Below are 22426 nucleotides of genomic sequence, written 5' to 3'. Positions count from 1 at the left end.
TTCACCTATCAATTGTTAAAATATCAACAATATACTTAATGAGCTTATCTTGCCCATATTTTTCATTCGCCTTAATCAAGCCTTGACGATAGCGTTCTTGCTTTTCTGGAAATTCATTGACAAACTTTTCTAGTTGCTTGGAAAACACATCTACAGAATCTAATTTGACAGCTTCACCAATATCAAATTCTTGTAAGATTTCCGGATTCATTTCAGGCGATTGCATCACGGGTTTATAGTAGCCAATGGCCGTAAAGAGCATGGCGCTTGGCTGATAACGGTAGCGTTCGGCACCATAAGGCAGGAGCATGACGTCGATATCCATGATTTCTTTCTGCCATTCTATGCCTAAGAGATTTTTATGCAGGAAGTGGATATTCTCATAGCCTGCATATTCTTTTTTCAGCCGTTCAAAATCATCACTGTCGACCTGGGTTGCTGTCGCCCCCTGTACGGTCAGCGTAACGGGAACTGTGAATTTTGCCTTAACGAAAGCCTGCAGGAAAAAATCCAAATTCTTTTCCCGCCGGTATTGGCCAAAAAAGCCGAGCCGTAACGGATCATGAACATGAAATTCCGGCGTTACAGGCAAATCAAAAGGAATGTAGACGGGAGCCATAATGGTGTGAAAATTCGGGCAGTCCGCTAACTCAGGGAATTCGGTCTGCAATCCCAACGCGCCTAAATGGACCATTGGATAGTCCTTCAAACTTTTCACACCGTCGCAGAAACGCTGACGATCTTTGGGCATGATACCATGAAACATGAACAAGAAAGGAACTTTGCTGTCTTTCAAAATACTGTGCCGTATGGAGCGCATGACACGCCAGCTATTCGTCGGTACAATGACTGCATCGCATTTGCCAGCAGCGCCTTTTTTGCAGGCGCTGTTCAACCAGGCAATCCGGCGGCGTTCCCGCTGCATCGAGAGCCAAAGCCGCTTCAAACGGCTCACGCCTGCATAAGAAATGGCTTCTCCCCCGTCCAAATAGTCGACATCGCAGTGATAATCGAGTTTGAAAGGGAAGTGTTCCGGCACAAAGAAAACCGGTTCATGACCTTGTTTTTTCAGTTCTTCGACTAGTATCCGGTCAAATTCAACTTCATGCCCCGCCGGCATGACAATCGATTCCAAAATAGCCACACGCATTATTTACTACTCTCCCTTCCGTTGCAACTCATGCAATTTCAAATATTTCAACATGGTGTAGAAAAAGTGGGTGCAGCATAGATAGGAACCGATGCCGCCGTCCAGGAAGCCTTTGCGAAGGACGAACATCTTGAAGAAGCCGCCGATACTGTGCATGAGGATACCCGGCATGGAAGTGCGTTTGCCGCGCTTATAGGCGTCTTCGGCCCAGATGGACGTATACAGGCAGAGTTTTTCTTCCCATTCATGCCAATCACGATAGGTATGATGTTCGATGTAACCTTTCAAGCGTTTATCCGGCAAGTCACATTCCGGGTGTTCATGGACTTTATTGACCCACTTTACGGTCGTCCGCGGGAACATGCGCCGCACGTGATCCGGGTCGAGGACGCCGTGGTTAAACGTAACGCCAAACGCGACGGATTTACGCGTAATTGCATATTGTGTATCCATTTTTCCGTCGGCGATGATGCGCTGGATATCGCCAATCAATTCATCGTTCAGGCGTTCATCAGCATCAAGGTAGAGCACCCAGTCGGCTGTTGTCTGTTCTAAGGCGAAATTGCGCTGGGCCGCAAAATCATCGGTCCAGGCGCGGAAGCAGACCTTGGCTCCATGGGCCTTGGCCAGTTCTACAGTCTTATCGGTACTCCCAGAGTCGATGATCAGTACTTCATCGGTACATTTCTTGGCATTCTCGACAACATCGACGACGTTGTCTTCTTCGTTTTTTGTCAAAATCAAAATGGCGAGTGAACTCACGAGCAGCGTCCCTTTCCTTTATAAAATTTCACGTCTGTTAGCCTACATAATCTTGTAACATTTTACCACATCCAGCCAACAAAGTACAGGAAGGAGATTGTCACACACAGGCTTCTGCCATTATGCACAATCTCTTTTGTTTCATTGTTTGATGTTGCGTGTTTGATGTTTGAAGTGGTCCAGTCTTATCGACGTAAATTTCAGAATTCACGGCTTCCAGAAACGCTTCTGCTCATGGATTTAAGTAAAGTCCCATCGCGCACCTCCTAATGAATAATGGTTCGAGCATACATGTTTATTTTCAATATAACATAGCAGCTCGTGCTTCGCAAGGCGACACAAATACGTTCTAGGCTAATGACATAATTCACGTGGGCGCCCCTACCCAGCTTAGTGACCGCACAAAAAAAGGGACTGCCGCACACTGCGGCGAGCCCCTTTTCGTGGTTCGTTTGGCGTTCGTTGAAATTCCGCACAAATACAATTCGGGATATCCCCAGGATTCGCGCGGGCGTCCCGCACGGACGCCCCTACGAAATCGCATACAGGCGATATTTAATAATTCACAGCCGCAGGCTCGTGCGTAGGGGCTCGCGTGCAGCGAGCCCGCCGTGACTGATGGCATCTATCACGGAATTTATGACGGACAGCAAATGGTCGTAATACAATCCTGAGTCTGTCGTGACGGTACGTCGCATCTGAGTCCGAGCGAACCGCGGACTGCGGACTGCAAACGGCGTGCTTTTCGACAAACGATGAACGTCAGTCTCTTATAATTCTTTGATAAGGTTGACCATTTCGATGGCGCTGGTGGCGACGTCGAAGCCTTTGTTGCCGGCTTTTGTGCCAGCCCGTTCGATAGCCTGTTCGATGTTTTCGGTCGTGATGACGCCGAACATGATGGGGATGCCCGTTTTGAGGGATGCCTGGGCGATGCCTTTAGCCGATTCGCCGCAGACCAGGTCATAGTGGCTGGTAGCGCCGCGGATGACGGCACCGAGGCAGATGACGGCGTCGTATTTGCCCGATTCGGCCATTTTCTGGGCGATCAGGGGGATTTCAAAAGCACCCGGGACCCAGGCTGTCGTAATATCTGCGTCATCGACGCCATGGCGATGGAGAGCGTCATAAGCGCCGCCGAGGAGCTTGCTGCAGATGAATTCGTTGAAACGTGCGACGACGATGCCGAATTTCGCACCAGAACCGATTAATTTACCTTCTTTGACTTGTACCATTGTAAAACACTCCTATTCTGAAATAATTATGTTAAAATCCATTTTCCAGCAGTTTTTCCATCGTCAGGCCCGAAGAAGCCTGCGACGGATGACCGACGGTAAAGCTATGGACGTATTTCCCGATGACATCGGTTTCCAAATTGACGATAGCCCCTGGATGCTTATCCATGAGGGTCGTATTGGCCATGGTATGGGGGATGATGGAAACGGAAAATTGGCTGTTGCCGACGGATACGACGGTCAAGCTGATGCCGTCGATGGTGATGGACCCTTTTTCGACGATGAACGGTTCCATATCCTTCGGGATGGAAATGGTGATGACCCGGGCAATGCCGTCCGTCGCGATGCGGGCGACATGGCCGACGCCGTCGATGTGGCCGCTGACGATGTGACCACCCAGGCGGCCGCCGACCTGCATGGCCCGTTCGAGGTTGACTTTAGAGCCGCTCTTGATGGTGCTGAACGACGAACGGCGCATGGTTTCATGCATGACATCGGCCGAAAAGGTCGAATCCGTCATATCCGTAACGGTCAGGCAGACGCCGTTGACGGCAATGCTGTCGCCAAGCTGCGTGCCTTCTAATACTTTGTGCGCCTGAATGGTCAGGCGGATGGAATCGGGGCGGCGGTCCATATGGGTAATCGTCCCCAATTCCTCAATGATGCCAGTGAACATAGGCACCCTCCCTGTTGGCATTATATGCCGTAATCAATATGTTATTTTCATGGAGCTCTACCGAATCGTAGGACAGCGGCATACATTCGTCGAGTTCGTCGACGCCGCAGCCGCCGACAGACGGCAATGCGCCGGTCCCGCCGATGACCTTGTCGCCTACGAAGGCGTAAATCTTATCGACCAGGCGGGCATCGAAGAAGCTGCCCTGAACGGTGCTGCCGCCTTCGACGAGGATGCTGGTCAGTCCTTCATCATGCAGGAGTTGCAAGGCGTCAGGCAAGTAGATGGTCTTGCCGTCCTGGAGCGGAGCCAGGATGACGCGGACGCCGGCGTTTTTCAAAGCCTTCATCTTCTCTACGGGGCACAAAGACGTCGTGACGATAAGGGTCTGCGTCGTCTTATCGGTGACGACGAGTGAATTCAAAGGTGTCCGTCCTTTGGTATCCAGTACGACGCGTACAGGCTGATGCGGTGCGTCCTGGCCGGGCCGGTCGATGCGGCTGGTCAGGAGCGGATTATCGGTCAGGACCGTATTGATACCGACCAGGATGCCGTCGTAGATAGAGCGCAGGTAGTGCCCGTAACTACGGGCCCAGTCATTGGTGATCCACTGGGATTTCCCCGTCCGCGAAGCCGTGCGGCCATCGAGGCTTTGGGCCAATTTGATGGCGATGAACGGTTTCTGGACCATCATGTTCTTGATGAAGACTTCGTTGAGCTGGGCTGCTTCCTTCGACAGGAGGCCGACTTCGACGGGGATGCCCGCCTGCCGCAGGATCGCGGCCCCCTTGCCGGCGACTAAAGGGTTCGGGTCGAGCATGGCCATGACGACTTTGCCGACGCCCTTTTCAACGAGGGTCCGGGCGCAGGGCGGCGTCCGTCCGTAATGGGCGCACGGTTCGAGAGTCACATAGACCGTCGCTCCTTTGGCCCGTTCGCCGGCTTCACGCAAAGCCCATACTTCCGCATGGGGCGTGCCGGCCTTATGGTGATAGCCCGTGCCGACGATTTCACCGTCTTTGACGATGACACAGCCGACAGCCGGGTTAGGTGTCGTATAGCCCAGGGCGGTCTTTGCCAAGTCCAGGGCTTTTTTCATATACTCTGCCGGTTCCAATGTATTCCTTCCCTTCTTTTCAGATTGGCAAGTGAAACAAAAAAAGGCTATGGACGTAAGATTCCCATAGCCTTTTGAGCGCAACAAAAACACAATCTGTCGTCTTTTCCCATCCAGACTGTACTGTCGGTACCGAAATTGCATCGGTTCAACCCTTGCGGGTTAGCGGACTGTCACCGCCGGTCAGGAATTGAAAGCGCCGCTTTCTCACCTTGCCTCAAAGACTATCCTTATTCACTTGAACTACATGTATGATTTTAGCACATGCAAGGAAGAAATACAAGTCCTTATCGTAAGGACGCAATGGCTGCGGCCCGGTCTTCAGCTCCGAAGACGGCACTGCCGGCGACGAGGAAGGTCGCACCGGCGTCTTTGACGGCCTGGACAGTCTTGGCATTGACGCCGCCGTCGACTTCGATGACGGCCGCCGTATTGCCGGCCTGTTCCAGGAGGGCTTTTGCCTGGCTGATCTTATCGACGGCATAGGGGATGAATTTCTGGCCGCCGAAGCCGGGATTGACGCTCATGATGAGGATCATATCCAACTGCCCGGCCACGCAGGACAAGGAAGATACGGGGGTCGCCGGATTGAGGGCGACGCCGCCTTTCATGCCTGCTTCGCGGATCTGCTGCAGGACCCGGTCGAGGTGGACACAGGCTTCCTGATGGACCGTGACGTACTGGACGCCGGCAGCCGCCAGGCCGTCGATATAGGTTTCCGGATGTTCGACCATGAGATGGGCATCGAAAGGCAGTTTCGTGCAGCTGCGCAGGGCTTTGATGACCGGTACGCCGAAGGTCAGGTTCGGTACGAAATGGCCGTCCATCAAGTCGAGATGGATGCAGTCGGCCCCCTTCCGTTCAACGTCCTGGATTTCTTCGGCCAGGCGGGAAAAATCAGCCGACAATATAGAGGGGCAAATGGTTACCATGACTATCGTTTCCTTTCTGCAATGGAAGTGAGTATCTTACAGTATGTATCGTAGCGTTCGGCCTGGATATGGCCGTCGGCTACGGCTTGTTTGACCGTACATTCCGGTTCGGACAGGTGCAGGCACGATGAGAACTTGCAGCCGCCGCTGTATGGCAGCATATCCGGGAACAAGCGCAGGACTTCCCGGGGGTCGAGGTGCTCGAAATCGAGGGCACTGAAGCCCGGCGTATCGACGACGTACGTGTCGCTGTCGAGGCGCATGATTTCCGAATGGCGCGTCGTATGGCGGCCGCGCTTGATCTTTTCGCTGACGGCGCCGACGGACAAGTCCTTCCGCCCCAGGAGCTGCGACAGCAGGCTGGACTTGCCGACGCCCGACGGGCCGGCAAAGGCCGTCATGCGGTGCGGCAGGAGAGCCCGCAGCGTATCCAGGCCTTCGCCGGTCTTGGCCGACACGAGATAGACGTCATAGCCGCAGCGTTCATAAAAGGCTTTATAGGCTTCGGCTGTGTCCCGGTCCAGGTCGCACTTATTGAAGCACAGCGTCGGATGGATGCCGCCGTATTCACAGGTCATGAGCATCTTGTCGACGAGGAAACGGTTCGGGTCCGGCGACTGGGCCGCCATGATGACCAGCAGCTGGTCTATATTGGCCACCGCCGGCCGGCGGATCTGGTTGCGCCGGGGCAGCAGGGCTTCGATGACGCCCTTATCCTGGCCCAGCTCGGTGATTTCCAGCTCGTCGCCGACGAGGATCTTGGCTTTCAGCAATTTGCCGCGGCGGCGACATTCGACGAGGTTCTCCCGGCCGACATCGACATAATAATACCCGTTATAGTTCTTGATGACGCGTCCTTTTGTCATGTTCCTCCCCTTAGATGTACTGATCCTGTACTAATGAATTGTTGATATAGACTTTGACTCTCGTCTTGCCCGTGCCGCTGACGCTCTTGGAGATGTTATCGCCACCGGCCTGGCTGCGGTCATAGACGACGCGCGAGCCGTTGTCGTCGGATACGACGATCTGGACATGCTGGCTGGAAGCGCCGGATGGTACGCTGATATTGACGGTCCCATAATGGGGCGTCCCGGCCGGTTCCTGGTTATTGGCACTGCCATCGGAGCCGCCGGAACTGCTCGACGGCGAACTCTGGCTGCTCTGGGACGACGGATATTCAACGGACAAGTTGACGACCTTGCCGTCTTCCGACGTTTGGCCCGTAACGACAGCCTGAGAGTTATCCTTCGACGAATCGAGGTTGGATACGCTGCCGACGGAGTAGCCCGCGCTTTCCAGGGCTTTCACAGCCGCATCGAGGCTCATGCCGCTCGTATTGGGCGCTTCGTTCTTAGCCGCTTCGGCTTCTTTTTCCGCTTCGCTCTTACGGCAGACGACGAGGTCGACTTTCGTCCCCTTTTCGACTTTCTTCGGCGATTCCGGATCTTGGTCTATGATGGTCCCATCCGCATACTGGGCGCTCTCTTTGTAGCGCACCTTGCCGACAGACAGACCGATTTCCTTCAGTTTCTTTTCGGCCTCGTCGAGGGTCAGGCTCCGCAGGTCCGGTATGAGGACTTCTTCGCCCTTATTGCCCTTGCTGACGGTCAGGTAGATGGTCCGGTTGGCCTTGACGACAGCCCCTCCGGACGGAGTCTGGGAAACGACTTCGCCTACTGGCACTTCGTCGCTTTCCACTTCCTTGACGGAGACGTCGAGCTTCTTATCCTTGAGGATCTTCTTGGCGATTTCTACCTGCTTACCCGTCACATCCGGTACGGTAATGTCTTCAGTACTCCAAAAATTCCCGAAGGAAAAGAAGGCCCATACAAAGGCAACGAGGAAGACGCCGAGCATACCGATGATGATGGTTTTCTGAGAATGATTGCTGATAGAATCCATGAACCGCGTAAAAGGGTTCTTCTTCTTTTCCGGAGGTTCGTCTTCGGGCAGGTCCTTTTCCTTGATAGGCTGCAGTTTCTGCGTACCGAAGTTATACGGGCCCTTGCTGATGATCGGCCGGGCGCCGTTGGTGTTGATGAAACCCTGGGACAGGCGCAGTTCCGACATCATCTCGCCGATGGACTGGAAACGGTCGTCCGGGTTCTTGGCCATGGCCTTGAGGATGACCTGTTCGACGAGCCGCGGGATGCGGCGGTTGTACTTGGTCGGCAAGGGGATGTCGTCCTGGACGTGCTTCAGGGCGATGCTGATGGCCGTATCGCCCTGGAAGGGAACGACACCGGTCATCATTTCATACATGACGACACCCAGGGAGTAGATATCCGTCCGTTCATCGATATGGCCGCCGCTGGCCTGTTCCGGTGAAAAATAATGGACAGAACCCAGGACCGTGCGGTCGCTGTTTTCGACGGAATTGACGGCCCGGGCGATACCGAAGTCGGCGACTTTGATGCGCCCTGTTTCGGTGACCAGAATATTATGGGGCTTGATATCGCAGTGGACGATGCCGTTGGCATGGGCATTTTCCAAAGCTTCGCCAATATCGAAGGCAATCTGTATCGACGTGTTGATCGGCAGATGGCCGTGCTTTTCGATATACTCTTTCAACGTTTCGCCGCGCACGAATTCCATGACGATGTAATGGACATTTTCATCGTAGCCGACGTCGTATATATTGACAATATTGGGGTGTGACAATTTGGCAGCCGCCTGGGCTTCCTGCCGGAAGCGGACGACAAAATCGTGGTCATTGCCGTATTTTGAATGAAGTATCTTTACGGCGACGATCCGGTCCAGGAGGATATCCTGTGCTTTGTACACGCTGGCCATGCCGCCTGTGCCTACTTTTTCCAATATCTTGTATCTGTTATCTAAGATATGACCAATCATTTTTAGCTATTCCACCACTTTCATAGTCGTTCGCGATTATATGGTCGTTAAAATTGCGGTAACATTATCGTTGGCCCCGTTCTCATAAACGCGGGCAAAGAGATCATTGATGATTTCCCGTTCCGTCCGGCGATAATCGCCGATGGCATCGCGGAGTTCCTGTTTCCGGATGAACGACGTCAGGCCGTCAGAACAAATCAGGATACGGTCCTTTGGCTGTACTTCAAAGGCTCCGCTGTCGACGACCAGGTTTTCATCGACGCCGACGGCTCTGGTCAGCACATGGCGCTGGGGATGGTCAATGGCCTCTTCTTCCGTGATCTTGCCCTTATCGAGCAGGACCTGGACGATGGTATGGTCGGCAGAAATCTGCGTGAACTCCCCATCGCGGTATAAGTAGATACGGCTGTCGCCGACGTGGCCCCAAAAAGCCATGTGCCGGGCCAGCGTCACTAAAGAAACAGTCGTCCCCATCCCTTTGAGCGAGGGGTCGATCAAGGTCTTGCTGAGGATACTGGAATTCGCATATTGAATGGCCTTCTCCAGTTGTACCGGTGCCGCATAACTGAAATTCTTGAAGTAATAGGCGATGGCTTCTACAGCCGTCTTGCTGGCGATTTCACCGCCTACATAGCCGCCCATACCGTCAGCTACGGCCAGTACGTTTTTCTCGTGGCTGATATAAAAGGAATCTTCATTCACTTTCCGAACCAAGCCGATTTTGGATTCACCGTATGTGCCCAAATTCTCACGTCCTCTCACGGTGTTTCGTTATAGGTACACTTTAATTCATATCATATTCGCCGTCACCTGTCAAATTTTTTCGCGTTTTATCCGCAATTGGCCACAGGCAGCCTGGATTTTGCTGCCCATTTCCCGCCGCAAGGTGACAGGGACGCCATGGCGCTGCAGATAGGTGACAAATTCATTCATCGTCTTTTCGTCAGGCCGGTAGAGACCGACGTCATAATTATCATTGATGGGGATGGCGTTGACCAGGATGTTCTGGCCGCCCAGGAGGCGGGCCAGTTCCTTAGCGCAGGCATTAGTGCAGGTCAGGCCCTTGATGAGGATATATTCAAAGGTGACTTTTCGGCCTGTGACGTCGAAATAGTGACGTGCCGCTTGGAGGACGGCTTCCAGGGGATATTTTTCGGCAATGGGCATGATCCGCCGCCGCAAGGCGTCGTTCGGCGCGTGGAGGGACACGGCCAGGGTGATGGGCATGCCCTCTTTGGCCAGGTCATACATCTTGGGGACGATGCCCGACGTGGACAGGGTCATGTTGCGATAGCCCAGATAGAGCGTATCCTTGTCGTGGATGAGCTTCATGAAACGGATGACGTTGTCATAATTGAGGAGCGGTTCCCCCGTCCCCATGATGACGATGGAGTGCAGTTCCGGCGTGACGTATTTACGGAAAGCCAGGAGCTGGGCGACCATTTCACCGGCCGACAGGTTGCGGACAAAGCCGTTCTTGGCCGACGCGCAGAAGGTGCAGTTGACGGCACAGCCGACCTGGGACGACACGCAGATGGAATTGCCGTAATCGTGCATCATGAGCACCGTTTCGACGGTTTCGCCGTCCGCGAGCTGCAAGAGCAGCTTGACTGTCTGGCCATCGGGCGCATCCAGGCGGGACACGATTTCCGGAAAGTGAATGGGCAGGACGTCTTTGAGAAGCTGCCGGTCTTTCTTGGGCAGCAGGACCATTTCATCCCAGGAAAAGATATTTTCTTTATAGACATAATGGAAAATCTGGTCGGCCCGGAATTTCTTCATTCCCTGGGCGACGAGGAACGTTTGCAGTTCCTTTTTCGTCATATCGAAGAGGTTATTCATGTCCACCCTCCTTTTTCATGCGGGCAATGAAGAAGCCGTCCAGATTGTCGCGCTGCGGCAGGAGCTGGATAAACGGGCCTTCATGACCAGGGACGGTCAGCCACTGCGTCGCATTTTCGACGTGAAATTCCGGATGGTTCTTCAAAAAGTCAGCCACAATGCGGCTGTTTTCATCATCATTCATGGTACAAGTGCTGTAGACCAGGACGCCGCCCGGGCGGACGCATTGCGAGGCGCTGTCCAGGATGCGCCGCTGCAGGGCCGGCAGGGTCCGCAGATCGCTGGGATTTTTGCGCCAGCGCAAGTCGATTTTGTGGCGCAGGACGCCGAGACCCGAACAAGGCGCATCGACCAGGACCCGGTCGGCTTTGCCGGCATATTTCTGGCCGATGGTGCAGCCGTTCTGGAGCAGGGTCCGCACATTCTTGAGACCCAGCTTCTGGGCATTGTATTCGATGAGCCGCAGCTTATGTTCGTGGATATCGCCGCCGTAGACGACGCACGACGGGCCGCCCAGGGTAGCCAGATGGGTCGTCTTGCCGCCGGGAGCAGCGCAGACGTCGAAGACGACTTCGTGCGGCTGGGGATCGACGATATGGGCGACCAGCTGGGACGGTTCATCCTGGATGATAGCCCGGCCATCGCGGAGGCAGGTCAGCTCGTGGATCCCCGGATTGCCATCGAGATAGATGCCATCCGGCGAAATGGCAGCCGGACGGGCCGGCTGGCCCTGCTTTTCCAGCTCAGCCAACAGGTCTTCGCGACTGGTGACGGCCGTATTGACGCGCAGGCACAGTGCCGGGATGGTATCGAAATACTGGCAGAGCCGTTCTGTATCGTCTGGGCCATATTCTTCCAGCCAGCGGCGGACGAGCCAGTCCTGCTGATGATACGTCAGGGCCAGATAGGCTGTCAGGTTTTTGTCCTTATCGGGAATGATGAATTGGTCCCGCCGGCGGATACTGTTGCGCAGCATGGCATTGACGAACTTGGCCATGCCTTTATTGCCGAATTTCGTCGCCATCTTGACAGCTTCGTTGCAGGCTGCCGATTCGGGGACTTTGGTCATGCCGAAAATCTGATACAAGCCCAGGCGGATAATGGCCAGGCAGACGGGATCGAGCTTTTTCAGCTTGCGCGTACTGATCTGGGAAATGATCCAGTCCAGGTAATTGAGGCAGCGCAAGGTCCCGTAAACGAGTTCTGTATAAAAACGCCGGTCCCTGTCGGCAAATTGATGCTTCTGTATCGCCTTAGAGACGACGATATTGCTATACCCTTCGTCCCGGCAGATAGTCAGCAGGCTCTGAAAGGCAATTTCACGTACGTTCATAGATTCCTCCCTATTTCAAAAAGCACGGGTGAACAGCACAAAAGCAGGGCAACCGTCTTCTTTGCGGCAGTTGTCCCGCTTCTCTGCATGGAGTCTTGTTTATAGCCGTTCCCCAGCCGTCAAGGTCACACCCTGGAGATATTGGGCAGCAGCCATCCGCTTCCGGCTTTCCGGCTGGACTTCGCGGATGCGCAGGGCGCCGCTTCCGGTCTGGATGGTGAACTGCTTCTTGGTCACATCCAAGATGGTTCCCGGTTCGGCCCCGGTACCTTCGACGACATCAGCCGACCAGATTTTCAGGCGCTTGCCATCGTGACAGATCGTATATGCGCCGGGATGAGGATCCAGCGTCCGGATGAGCCGTTCCAGTACGACAGCATCCTGGGTCCAGTCGATCTGGGCTTCTTCCTTGGTAATTTTTGCCGTATACGTCGCCTGGCTCTCATCCTGGGCGACAGCCCGGCTTTCATAGCCCTCCAGGTCCGTCAGGACGTCGAGCAGGGTCTGGGCCCCGAGGAGGGACAATTTATCGAACAAAGTGCCCGTCGTTTCCTTGGCATCCAGGGGAATGGCCGCTTTTTTCAGCATCTTCCCCGTATCCATGCCTTCATCGAGGAGCATGATGGTCACGCCGCTTTCAGCTTCGCCGTCTTTGACAGCGTACTGGATAGGAGCCGCGCCGCGGTATTTCGGCAGCAGCGAGCCGTGGACGTTGAGGCAGCCGTATTTGGGGATGTCGAGGACGGCTTTCGGCAAAATCTTGCCGTAGGCGATGACGATGATGACATCCGGTGCCAGGCTGCGCAGCTGTTCGATGACGTCGTCACGGCGCATGGAATCGGGCTGGAAAACGGGGATTCCCAGTTCCAGGGCCTTTTCTTTCACCGGCGAGAAAGTCACCTTTTTGCCCCGTCCCCGCTGCTTGTCGGGCTGGCTGTAGACGGCGGCGATATCATAACCGGCCTGGGCCAGGCTTTCCAGGGACGGGACGGAAAAATCCGGCGTCCCCATGAATACAATGCGTAACTTATCCATTAGTCCCCTACTTTCCGTAAATCCGCTGCTTTTTCGATGAACAGATGACCATAGAGATGGTCGATTTCATGCTGGAAAATGCGGGCCAGGAAGCCTTCCGGTTCATAAATGACCGTCTTGCCATGGCGCGTCAGGGAACGGACCTTGATTTTCGAAGCCCGTTCTACCTTGCCGTAATATCCGGGGATGCTCAGGCAGCCTTCGGTGTCGACGTTGGTTTCGTCCGACTTTTCCAGGATTTCCGGATTGATGAGCTCGATGAGACCATGGCCGTCGTCGAGGACGATGAGCTGCAGCGATTCATTGACCTGCGGTGCGGCTAAGCCGACGCCTTCAGCAGCATACATCGTTTCTGCCATGTCGTCGAGCAATTTCTTTATATGTTTATTCACTTTTGTAACGGGTTTCGCCGTCGCTTTCAAGACGGGGTCACCGGCTTTAATAATATTGAGTACTGCCATATAACTTTCACCTCATTGTAATAGTAAAAATGCTTATTCTGTTTTATTATATAACAAATCTGACATTTTTGCTATCATATCTTTTTAGGAAACGGCGGGACGCCCGTTTCTGCCCGATGGAGGAATGAGTTCATATGCCTGACGGGCTCGCCACGTGCGAGCCCCTACCATTATGTAATGCTAGGTCGCCATGATTACATGGGGTCGATGTCGATGATGACGCCGGTCTGCCAGCAGGCCGGAAGGTGCTGCATGGCTTTTTTGATGGCTGTCAGGTCTTTCCCGGTCAGGGAGAGGACGACGCGGTACTTATTGCGTATCTTCTTGATGACGTCTTCGTAGGGGCCAATGACTGCGACTTCATCACCGTGGTCCTGATTCCAGCTGTTCAAGGCCGCTGCGACGTCGTTGGCTTTGCGCCAGACCTGTTCTTCTGATTCGTCCTGGATTAGTATCTTGGCCATTTCCTGGAACGGCGGATAGCCCAATTCCTTCCGGAACTGGACTTCCTGGTCATAAAAAGCCCGGTAATCCTGACGGGCTGCGCACTGGATGACGTAGTGGTCCGGTGCATAGGTCTGCATGATGACGCGGCCCGGGATATCGCCGCGGCCGGCCCGGCCGGCTGCCTGGGTCAGGAGCTGGAAGGTCCGCTCGCCAGCCCAGTAAGCCGGGATGTTGAGCAGGCTGTCTGCCGACAAGATGCCGACGGCACTGACGCCGGGAAAATCATGACCTTTGGCAACCATCTGCGTTCCCAGGAGAATATCGTATTCGTGGCGGCGGAAGGCTTCGATGATGCGGTCACCGCTGTGCTTGCGGCTCGTCGTGTCCTGGTCGAGGCGGATGATGCGGGCCGTCGGCAGGAGTTCGTGGAGCTGGGCTTCCACTTTTTCCGTACCGCTGCCAAAGAACTTGATATACTTGCTGCCGCAGGAAGGACAGACGGTAGGAATCGGCTTTTCGGCATCGCAGTAATGGCAGCGCAGATGAGCTGCCTGGCGATGGTAGACCATGGCCACATCACACGTGTCGCACTTGACGACGTAGCCGCACTTGCGGCACATGACGAAGGTCGAGAAACCGCGGCGGTTGAGGAGGATGATGGCCTGCTGACGGGCTGCCAAAGTCTCTTCCAAGAGAGTGAGCAGGGCATCGGAGACGACGCGGTAATTGCCCCGGGCCAGCTCATCCCGCATGTCGACGACCTGGACAGCCGGCAGAGGGCGATGGCCGACTCGTTCTTTTAGTTCGACCAGGACGTATTCTCCCTGCAAGGCTCGATAATAGTCAGCCAGCGCCGGCGTCGCGCTGCCCAGGACGACGGGGCAGCCGTAATACGCGGCCCGCTGGCGGGCGACGGCGACGGCATGATAGCGCGGCGCCTCGTCCTGCTTGTACGAGCTGTCGTGGGCTTCGTCGACGATGAACAAACCGATGGACTGAGCCGCCGCGAAGACCGCCGACCGGGCACCGATGCAGATATGACTCGTCCCGTTCTGCATGCGCAGCCAGTTGTTGCGCTTCTCCCCCTGGGACAGCTGGCTGTGCATGACGACGACATCGTCGCCGAAACGGCGCAGGAAGCGGCGGACAATCTGGCCGGTCAAGGCGATCTCCGGCACTAAGACGACGACCTGTTTCCCTTTTTTCAGGGCCTGGCTGGCTAACTGCATGTAGATTTCTGTCTTGCCGCTGCCGGTGATACCGTGGAGGACGTAGGTTTTACCATGCTCATCGCTTCCGATAACCTGTAATGCCTGTTGCTGTTCCGCTGTCAAGGAAAAAGCTTCGTCCCGGGCAAGGCTCGGCAAGATATTCGTCGTCCTGGCCGGCCGCTGGCTCCAGCGGGCCAATCCCGTCGCACAGAGGCGGCGCATGAGATCGCGGCTGTAGCCTTGTCCCTGCCAATAAGAGACAGGGCCTTCGCCCTTGGCTTTCAAGGCCTGGAGCAGTTCCTGCTGGCGGCGACGGCCATGAAGAATAGCTTCCGTATCGTCGGCAGCAAAAGAAAGCCAGTCTTCCATCTTGTCGGCAATCTGGTTCTTATAACAAATCCGGCTGGTCAGGACCTGGCTGGCCAAAGCCTTCTCGACGAGGTCTTGGCCGAACCGGCGGCTCAGTGCGCCTTTTTCACAGCGCCCTTTTCCGGCCACATAGGTTTGTAGCCGCGCTTCGTCCGCTGTCTGCGGCTGGGCCGGTCCGGCCGATACGACATCGCGGCGGACCAGTCCTTTCTTATCGATCATGAACAGGCGCAGGGCATCGGACAAGTTGCAGACGTAGTAATCGCGGATCCAAAGGGCCGTGCGGATCATCTCTTCCTGGAAGCCGTTCTGCGTCGAGAGCAGGCCTTCAATGGGCTTCAGCGTGAAATCAGCCGGCTCCGCCAGGTGTTCCTGCAGGGCGACGACGATGCCTTCTTCCCGGCGATGACCGAAAGGCACGAGGACGCGGCTGCCGACGCGGACAGCCATCCCCTCGGGGACGATATAGGAAAAGGTCTGCTGCAGCCGCTTCGCCGTCGTATTGATGATGATTTCAGCAAACAAAGAAACACCTCCGTAGTTCGTGGTTTGTGGTTCGTAGGGGCCGTCCTGTCAAGGCGGCCCGCAAACAATGACACTTAAAAAGGGACCGCGCAGTGATGCGACAGTCCCCTTTTTTTGGATGTTCAGTTTATCGAACCGCCTCTTATAAGCCGGCTTCTTTGCGGAGCGTATCGGCTTTGTCTGTCTTTTCCCAAGGCAGGTCGAGGTCGTTGCGGCCGAAGTGGCCATAGGCAGCGGTCTGTTTGTAAATCGGGCGCTGCAAGTCGAGCATGGCGATGATGCCAGCCGGACGAAGGTCGAAGTTCTTTTCAATGAGTTCGACGATCTTTTCGTTCGGGACTTTGCCCGTGCCGAAGGTTTCGACGTGGATGGAAACCGGGCGGGCTACGCCGATGGCATAAGCCAGCTGGATTTCGCATTTGTCAGCCAAGCCGGCAGCGACGACGTTCTTGGCGACGTAACGAGCTGCATAGGCAGCCGAACGGTCGACTTTTGTGGGGTCCTTGCCGGAGAAAGCACCGCCGCCATGACGAGCCATGCCGCCATAGGTATCGACGATGATCTTGCGGCCCGTGAGGCCCGAGTCGCCCTGGGGACCGCCGATGACGAAGCGGCCTGTCGGGTTGATGAAGAGTTTCGTCTTGTCGTCGAACAAGCCTTCCGGAAGTTCCGGTTTGATGACGAATTCGAGGAGATCGCTTTCAATCTGTTCGCGGCTGACTTCCGGGCTGTGCTGTGCCGAAATGACGATGGTGTCGATGCGGACGGGTTTGCCGTCTTCATATTCGACAGTGACCTGAGTCTTGCCATCGGGACGGAGATACGGCAGGGTACCGTCTTTGCGGACCTTTGCCAGGCGGCGGGCCAAACGGTGTGCCAAAGAAATGGGCAGCGGCATGTAGTCGTCCGTTTCGTTGGAAGCATAGCCGAACATCATGCCCTGGTCGCCAGCGCCGATGGTATCGAACTTATCTGTATTGCCTTCCTTCTTTTCCAAGGCGTCATCGACGCCCATGGCGATATCCGGAGACTGTTCGTCCAAGGAGACGAGGACGCCGCAGGTATCGCAGTCAAAGCCGTATTTAGCGCGGGTATAACCGATATCGCGGATCGTTTCGCGGACGATGTGCGGAATATCGACGTAGCACGTCGTAGAGATTTCGCCGACGACGTGTACCATGCCGGTCGTTACCAAGGTTTCGCAGGCAACGCGGGCGTTTTTATCTTTTGCAAGAATGGCATCCAAAATGCTGTCCGAAATCTGGTCGGCCATTTTATCGGGATGGCCTTCGGTGACGGATTCGGATGTAAAGAATTCACGATTTTTAGCCATGAGTGATCCTCCTTAAAAAAAATTCCCCTCATCCATGACTTCATGAGAGGGGCTTCTAATCCCCATCTGCCAGTATATCACTGCTGGAATTAGCACCTTTCATAGCTGAAGGTTGCTGCGACATCACAGGGCCAGTCCCTCCGTCGTCTCTTGATGGTTCTTTATTTGGTTTGCTTATCCATTATAATTCAAGTCTGCCCTTTTTGCAAGCATTTTTTGTTGCAAAAAGCATTGTCTACTAGACGCTTCCCTACAGGCAGGGGTATAATGTCTACAGAAGATAGAAAGGATGATAGATATGACCAAATTGCGGCCTAGAGATATATTCTTCAACGACCCTTATTTTGATTATGCCACCTGCAGCAAACCCGGCGACCTGCGGCTGGCTAAGCGAGTCGAAATATTCGGCAAGTGGTATAAGACCCCAAACCTGGTGACGACCCTCCTGTCCCAGGAACGGCTGACCTTCAGCCGCTACACCGGCACGGACAAGGAAGACGCCCTGGTCCTGCGGATCTACGAACGGACGGCAGACCGGCTGCTCATTAATACGTATTATACGTCCCAACAAAACCCGGAAGAAATCTACGCCGGCACGATTCACCTCGAACGCTACGACATGGCGCAGACCATGGAGTCCTTTTCCTATATGGGCATCATCGACCTGCTCATGCTCCAGACGGACAGCCAGATTCTTGAGCTGACCAACGTCTTTGAAGATGTACAGATGGCCAAGCACGCTGTGGCCCACGCCCTGGGCATTTATCTCATGGCCATCTGCGACCAGCCCTGGTCTGACGAAGCCGTCACAGGCGGCCAGGAAACGCCGGCCATGATGATGGGCAAGGAAAAAGAAGAACTTCAGCAGCTGCGGGAGGAAAAGGCCCAGATGGACGCCGATAAGGAAGAGCTCCTGCGCCTGCGCCTGGAAGCCAAAAACCGTACGACGGTCCTGGCCGAACTGGAACGGCTGCGCCAGGAATTAGAAAGCGAACGGGCCGGCCGCGAACAGGAGCGCAAGCAATATGAAGACCGCATCCGCAAACAGGAACAGTATATCGAAAAGATCAAGGAAACGGCATCCGGCCAAATCGCCGAACTCCTGGCCCTGCGCAAGGAACTCAACAAGCGTCAGGTACGGCCGGACCTTTCCAGCGGACAGGCGCACCGGAAAGTGACGCCTCAGGAAGCGTCTCGGTCGGCCCGGGACCCGGAAGACCGCGGCCTGGACCTGCCTTCCTTCATGACCCAGCGCGACTATACGCGTCAGCTCGACCGCTTCCTCACGGGGCGTCAGCTTGCCCTGGCCGGCGGCGACCCAGACTGGCAGCGCCGCATTCAGCGCCGTTTCGGGGCCGTCGTCATCATCAGCGGCCAGCCGGGAGATGATCGGATGCTCAAAGAATCGGCTCTCTTAGTCATCAACATGGAAGACGGCAAGACGCCGCTCATCCGCTGGGCCATTACGGAAGCCAAAGAAAAAGGCTGTCCCATCCTCCCCATCGGCCCGACCAACCTCAACGGCTTCGCCAAAGCCATCGTAGGGCGGGTTAGTGGTTAGTGGTTCGTGGCTCGTGGCGGGCCGCCCTTTTGGACGGCCCCTACAACATTAAAACCATCTGCTAACCCCTAACTACTAGCCACTAGCCACTAAAAAGGACTGTCGCATGTGCAACAGTCCTTTTTCTGCAACCTATAAACTCTCATCAACCCTGTTTTTTCGCCATGATAGCCGCAGCGCGGGCTACGATGATGGCAGCGAGTTCGTCTTTATCCATTTTATCTAATTTTTCCATAGAGCCGTCCGGGAAAAGCAAGGTGGCGATGTTCGTCGTCCCTTTGAAGCCGGCCCCTTCGGCACTGACGTCGTTGGCGACGAGCATGTCGAGGTTCTTCTTCTTGAGCTTCTTCGTACCGTATTCGATGACGTTCGTCGTTTCAGCGGCAAAACCGACCAGGGTCTGATGGGTCTTGCGCTGGCCCAGGCCATAGAGGATATCGGGATTCTTGGCCATTTCGAGGGTCAAGGTATCGTCGTTCTTCTTAATCTTGTTTTCTGCCGGATGAGCCGAACGGTAATCGGCAACCGCTGCCGATTTGATGACCAGGTCACAGTCATCGTAATAGGAGTCGACGGCGGCTTTCATGTCGCGCGTACTGCCGACATCGACGCGGCGGGCCAGGCCGACCGGCGTCTTGAGGTTATCCGTCGTCCCGGCGACCAATGTGACTTCTGCGCCGGCCATGACGGCAGCCTTGGCGATGGCAAAACCCATGCGGCCGCTGGAATGATTGCCGATGAAGCGGACCGGATCGATGGGTTCCCGCGTACCACCAGCCGTGACGAGGACCTTCTTGCCTTTCAGGAGGTCGTTGCGGCAGGCCAGGAGTTCGATGTAATCGACAATGGTATCCGGTTCAGGCAGGCGGCCGACGCCGTCGATGCCACAGGCCAGATGGCCGCTGTCAGGTTCGATGAAATGGTAGCCGAATTTCTTCAGCTTGGCCATATTATCCTGGGTAATAGGATTCAGATACATATTCGTATTCATTGCCGGTGCGATGAGGACCGGTGCCGTCGTAGCCATGACCGTCGTCGACAGCATGTCATCGGCAATGCCGTTGGCGATCTTGCCGATGATATCAGCCGTCGCCGGGGCGATGACGAAGACGTCGGCCCAGCGGGCCAGGGCGATGTGTTCTACGTTAAATTCGGGTACATCGTCGAACATGGATACGGCAACGGGATTGCCCGAGATTTCCCGCATCGTCAGCGGCGTGATCAGTTTCGTCGCATGGTCGGTCATGATGCATTTGACTTCAGCACCTTGCTTGCGGAGCTGGCTGGCAATGGATGCGGCTTTAAAAGCAGCGATGCCGCCAGTGATACCTAAGACAATCTTTTTCTTTTCCAAGCTCATGGAAAACACCTCCGTGTTATTTAATGCCGTCACGCGGTGCTTCATACGTGATCTTGCCCTGGTCGATTTCTTCCATGGCAATGGAAACTACTTTCGTCGTATCGACGTCGACGAGGGGTTCGTCGCCATCGGTGAGCTGACGGGCCCGTTTGGCAGCCAGCGTAACCAGCGTGTACTTGCTGTCTACTTTAGTCATCAAGGATTCGAGGGTCGGTTTAATTAACATAGTTCATCTCTCCTATTATTTGTACAATTCTTTCGTATGGGCGATGCGATGGGCATTGCGCGTCACTTTACACTGTTCGGCTTTCAAGATGGACGCCGCTTCATCGACGGCTTTCTCTAGTTCGTCGTTGACGATGACGTAATCATAGCGGTCGATCCAGTCCAGTTCTGCCCGGGCCTTGGCCAGCCGGCCGGCGATGACGTCGTCCGAATCGGTCTGACGGCCGCGGAGGCGTTTTTCCAGGACGTCCCGGCTGGGCGGTACGATGTAGATGAAGACGCCTTGGGGATACCGTTTCTTGACCTGCATGGCCCCTTGGATGTCGATTTCCAGCATGACGTGTTTGCCTTCTTCCAGCATCTGATAAACGTACTTCTTCGGCGTGCCGTAGTAATGGTCGTAGACCTTGGCATGTTCCAGGAAGGCATCTTCTGCCAGGAGCTGCTCGAACCGCGCGTTATCGGCAAAATAATAATTGACGCCGTCCACTTCCCCAGGACGGGGTTTTCGGGTCGTCATGGAAATAGAATATTGGATATTCGGGAACTGTTCCCGCAGAGCGGAACAGATCGTCCCCTTGCCGGCTCCGGACGGGCCGGACACAACGATGAGCAATCCGGAATCATTCATGACACAACTACTCCTTTTCTTCTTCCCCTGTTTCCGTATCCTCTTCCAGGACGGCATCACTGCCGGCAGGGACGATGCGATGGGAAATCGTTTCCGGCTGCAAGGCCGATAAGATGATCCAGCCGTTATCCATGACCAGGACCGACCGGGTCTTGCGGCCAAAGGTCGCATCGATGAGGGTATTCCCATCACGGGCGTCCTGGACGAGGCGCTTGATGGGCGCCGATTCAGGACTGATGATGGCTACGACTTTGTCACCCATGACGACATTGCCGAAGCCGATATTTAATAAATTGAAGTTCATCATTCGATATTCTGCACCTGTTCGCGAATCTTTTCGATTTCATTCTTGAGCTGCAGGACTGCTTCGGTCACGGCCAGGTCGCCAGCTTTAGAGCCGATGGTATTGGTCTCGCGGTTCATTTCCTGGATGAGGAAATCGAGCTTGCGCCCTACTTCACCGGAACTCTGGAGCATCGTGTGCAGCTGGTTCAGATGGCTGCGGAAACGGACGACTTCTTCCGTGAAATCGACTTTATCCGAATAAATGGCCACTTCCTGCAACAGCCGGTCCTCGTCGGGAACGGCGGCCTGGACCTTGTCCATGAGGGCCAGGATTTTCTTTTCCAGCCGTTCTTCATAGGCCTGGACGATGAGGTCCTTGCGGCTGGCAATGGTTTCGACGAGGGACGCCATCTCATCAGCCCGGCTGAGGAGATCCCGGCCGATATTGGCTCCTTCCCGTTCGCGCATGGCGACCATGCTGTCCAGGGCTCCCTGCAGGGCCGCTTCAAAGGGCGGCCAGCTGGCCTCGGCGTCGATAGCCGGCGGCGTCTGGACGAACCAGTCCTTGGTCAGGGACGTCACATCGCCGAGGGTCACGGCCTTGCCGGCAAAAAAGCGGTCGTTCACGTCCTGCAGGGCCGTCTTGACGGCGCCTAAGGCAGCGTCATCGACGCGGACATCAGGCGCTGCCGGATCCAAATCCTGTACGGTGACGAAGACATCGACCTTGCCCCGCTTGAGGACGGCCTTGATGCCGCTGCGCAGCCGGTCTTCCAGGGCCAGGTAGGCGTGAGGCATACGGATATTCAATTCCAAAAAACGTTGGTTCACAGCGCGCATTTCAATGGTGACAGCCAGTTTCCCGTCATTGCCGGAACCGCTGCCAAACCCAGTCATACTTCGCATTTACGAACCCCCTTATTATTTATTCAATATCTCATTATACCCTAGATGGCTTGATTTTTGCAATATTTTACCACAAATTAAGCAAATAACCATCGCCTCAAACATCATACATCAAACCTCAAACGATAAAAGGCAACCTTTCAGTCAGCTTCGCTGACAGCTCTCCTATAAGGAGAG

The 22426-nt window shown here is 55.0% G+C and carries 21 protein-coding genes and 2 riboswitches; of the genes, 1 reads left to right on the top strand and 20 read right to left on the bottom strand.

Annotated features, from left to right (window positions below):
- Position 1: 1 nt before the first annotated feature.
- From NOS26_RS10230 to metK, 15 genes are all read right to left on the bottom strand, one after another.
- Positions 2-1150, bottom strand: a complete 1149-nt coding sequence (locus NOS26_RS10230) for a glycosyltransferase family 1 protein (protein WP_072981202.1) — start codon at positions 1148-1150, stop codon at positions 2-4.
- 6 nt (positions 1151-1156) lie between these two features.
- Positions 1157-1894: a glycosyltransferase family 2 protein gene (locus NOS26_RS10225; protein WP_255917698.1), complete on the bottom strand. Its 738-nt coding sequence runs from the start codon at positions 1892-1894 to the stop codon at positions 1157-1159.
- A 788-nt stretch (positions 1895-2682) separates the two neighbouring features.
- Entirely contained in the window at positions 2683-3147 is a 465-nt protein-coding gene (gene ribE, locus NOS26_RS10220; RefSeq protein ID WP_014016697.1) for a 6,7-dimethyl-8-ribityllumazine synthase, read from the bottom strand.
- A 31-nt stretch (positions 3148-3178) separates the two neighbouring features.
- The gene (locus NOS26_RS10215) at positions 3179-3823 is read right to left on the bottom strand and encodes a riboflavin synthase (protein ID WP_255917697.1); all 645 of its coding nucleotides are present in this window, start codon (positions 3821-3823) and stop codon (positions 3179-3181) included.
- The gene (gene ribD / locus NOS26_RS10210) at positions 3804-4940 is read right to left on the bottom strand and encodes a bifunctional diaminohydroxyphosphoribosylaminopyrimidine deaminase/5-amino-6-(5-phosphoribosylamino)uracil reductase RibD (protein ID WP_255917696.1); all 1137 of its coding nucleotides are present in this window, start codon (positions 4938-4940) and stop codon (positions 3804-3806) included. The genes NOS26_RS10215 and ribD overlap by 20 nt, the downstream gene beginning before the upstream one ends.
- A 97-nt stretch (positions 4941-5037) precedes the next feature.
- A riboswitch (FMN riboswitch) is annotated at positions 5038-5169 on the bottom strand.
- A gap of 58 nt (positions 5170-5227) precedes the next feature.
- Positions 5228-5872 (bottom strand): ribulose-phosphate 3-epimerase, encoded by a 645-nt coding sequence (gene rpe, locus NOS26_RS10205; protein WP_255917695.1) that lies wholly within the window; start codon positions 5870-5872, stop codon positions 5228-5230.
- 2 nt (positions 5873-5874) lie between these two features.
- Positions 5875-6738 carry a ribosome small subunit-dependent GTPase A gene (rsgA, locus tag NOS26_RS10200; RefSeq protein WP_014016701.1) on the bottom strand — a complete coding sequence of 288 codons (864 nt, stop codon included), beginning with the start codon at positions 6736-6738 and terminating at the stop codon, positions 5875-5877.
- Positions 6739-6748: 10 nt separating this feature from the next.
- The gene (gene pknB, locus NOS26_RS10195; RefSeq protein WP_027894568.1) at positions 6749-8725 is read right to left on the bottom strand and encodes a Stk1 family PASTA domain-containing Ser/Thr kinase; all 1977 of its coding nucleotides are present in this window, start codon (positions 8723-8725) and stop codon (positions 6749-6751) included.
- Between the two features lie 36 nt (positions 8726-8761).
- The gene (locus NOS26_RS10190) at positions 8762-9469 is read right to left on the bottom strand and encodes a Stp1/IreP family PP2C-type Ser/Thr phosphatase (protein ID WP_022498176.1); all 708 of its coding nucleotides are present in this window, start codon (positions 9467-9469) and stop codon (positions 8762-8764) included.
- Between the two features lie 69 nt (positions 9470-9538).
- Positions 9539-10567: a 23S rRNA (adenine(2503)-C(2))-methyltransferase RlmN gene (gene rlmN / locus NOS26_RS10185; protein WP_255917694.1), complete on the bottom strand. Its 1029-nt coding sequence runs from the start codon at positions 10565-10567 to the stop codon at positions 9539-9541.
- Positions 10560-11900 (bottom strand): 16S rRNA (cytosine(967)-C(5))-methyltransferase RsmB, encoded by a 1341-nt coding sequence (gene rsmB / locus NOS26_RS10180; protein WP_255917692.1) that lies wholly within the window; start codon positions 11898-11900, stop codon positions 10560-10562. The genes rlmN and rsmB overlap by 8 nt, the downstream gene beginning before the upstream one ends.
- A gap of 99 nt (positions 11901-11999) precedes the next feature.
- Complete coding sequence (fmt, locus tag NOS26_RS10175; RefSeq protein WP_036204361.1) at positions 12000-12935, bottom strand: methionyl-tRNA formyltransferase; 936 nt, start codon at positions 12933-12935, stop codon at positions 12000-12002.
- The gene (gene def / locus NOS26_RS10170) at positions 12935-13396 is read right to left on the bottom strand and encodes a peptide deformylase (protein ID WP_014016707.1); all 462 of its coding nucleotides are present in this window, start codon (positions 13394-13396) and stop codon (positions 12935-12937) included. Before def ends, fmt begins: the two co-directional genes overlap by 1 nt.
- 194 nt (positions 13397-13590) lie before the next feature.
- Complete coding sequence (priA, locus tag NOS26_RS10165; protein ID WP_255917691.1) at positions 13591-15948, bottom strand: primosomal protein N'; 2358 nt, start codon at positions 15946-15948, stop codon at positions 13591-13593.
- Between the two features lie 142 nt (positions 15949-16090).
- On the bottom strand, positions 16091-17281 hold the full coding sequence (gene metK / locus NOS26_RS10160) for a methionine adenosyltransferase (RefSeq protein WP_014016709.1): 1191 nt from the start codon (positions 17279-17281) through the stop codon (positions 16091-16093).
- 59 nt (positions 17282-17340) lie between these two features.
- Positions 17341-17441: riboswitch (SAM riboswitch) on the bottom strand.
- A gap of 129 nt (positions 17442-17570) precedes the next feature.
- Between metK and NOS26_RS10155 the strand changes: the two genes are divergently transcribed.
- Positions 17571-18842 (top strand): hypothetical protein, encoded by a 1272-nt coding sequence (locus NOS26_RS10155; protein ID WP_255917690.1) that lies wholly within the window; start codon positions 17571-17573, stop codon positions 18840-18842.
- A 145-nt stretch (positions 18843-18987) separates the two neighbouring features.
- Here NOS26_RS10155 and coaBC read toward each other — a convergent pair whose 3' ends face one another.
- Genes coaBC through NOS26_RS10130 form a run of 5 tightly spaced genes read right to left on the bottom strand, consistent with a single transcriptional unit; the run spans position 18988 to position 22249 of the window.
- Complete coding sequence (gene coaBC, locus NOS26_RS10150; protein WP_027894639.1) at positions 18988-20202, bottom strand: bifunctional phosphopantothenoylcysteine decarboxylase/phosphopantothenate--cysteine ligase CoaBC; 1215 nt, start codon at positions 20200-20202, stop codon at positions 18988-18990.
- 16 nt (positions 20203-20218) lie between these two features.
- Positions 20219-20428: a DNA-directed RNA polymerase subunit omega gene (gene rpoZ, locus NOS26_RS10145; RefSeq protein ID WP_014016712.1), complete on the bottom strand. Its 210-nt coding sequence runs from the start codon at positions 20426-20428 to the stop codon at positions 20219-20221.
- A gap of 15 nt (positions 20429-20443) precedes the next feature.
- Positions 20444-21058, bottom strand: coding sequence for a guanylate kinase (gene gmk / locus NOS26_RS10140; RefSeq protein WP_014016713.1), 615 nt, complete (start codon positions 21056-21058; stop codon positions 20444-20446).
- A 7-nt stretch (positions 21059-21065) separates the two neighbouring features.
- On the bottom strand, positions 21066-21362 hold the full coding sequence (remA, locus tag NOS26_RS10135) for an extracellular matrix/biofilm regulator RemA (protein WP_022498058.1): 297 nt from the start codon (positions 21360-21362) through the stop codon (positions 21066-21068).
- Complete coding sequence (locus NOS26_RS10130) at positions 21362-22249, bottom strand: YicC/YloC family endoribonuclease (RefSeq protein WP_255917689.1); 888 nt, start codon at positions 22247-22249, stop codon at positions 21362-21364. Before NOS26_RS10130 ends, remA begins: the two co-directional genes overlap by 1 nt.
- Positions 22250-22426: the final 177 nt, after the last annotated feature.

The organism is Megasphaera sp. SC8-1 (genome assembly GCF_024436295.1).
Lineage (GTDB): Bacteria > Bacillota > Negativicutes > Veillonellales > Megasphaeraceae > Megasphaera > Megasphaera elsdenii.
The sequence above is the reverse complement of the archived record's forward strand: the minus strand, read 5'-3'. Positions and strand labels throughout refer to the sequence as shown.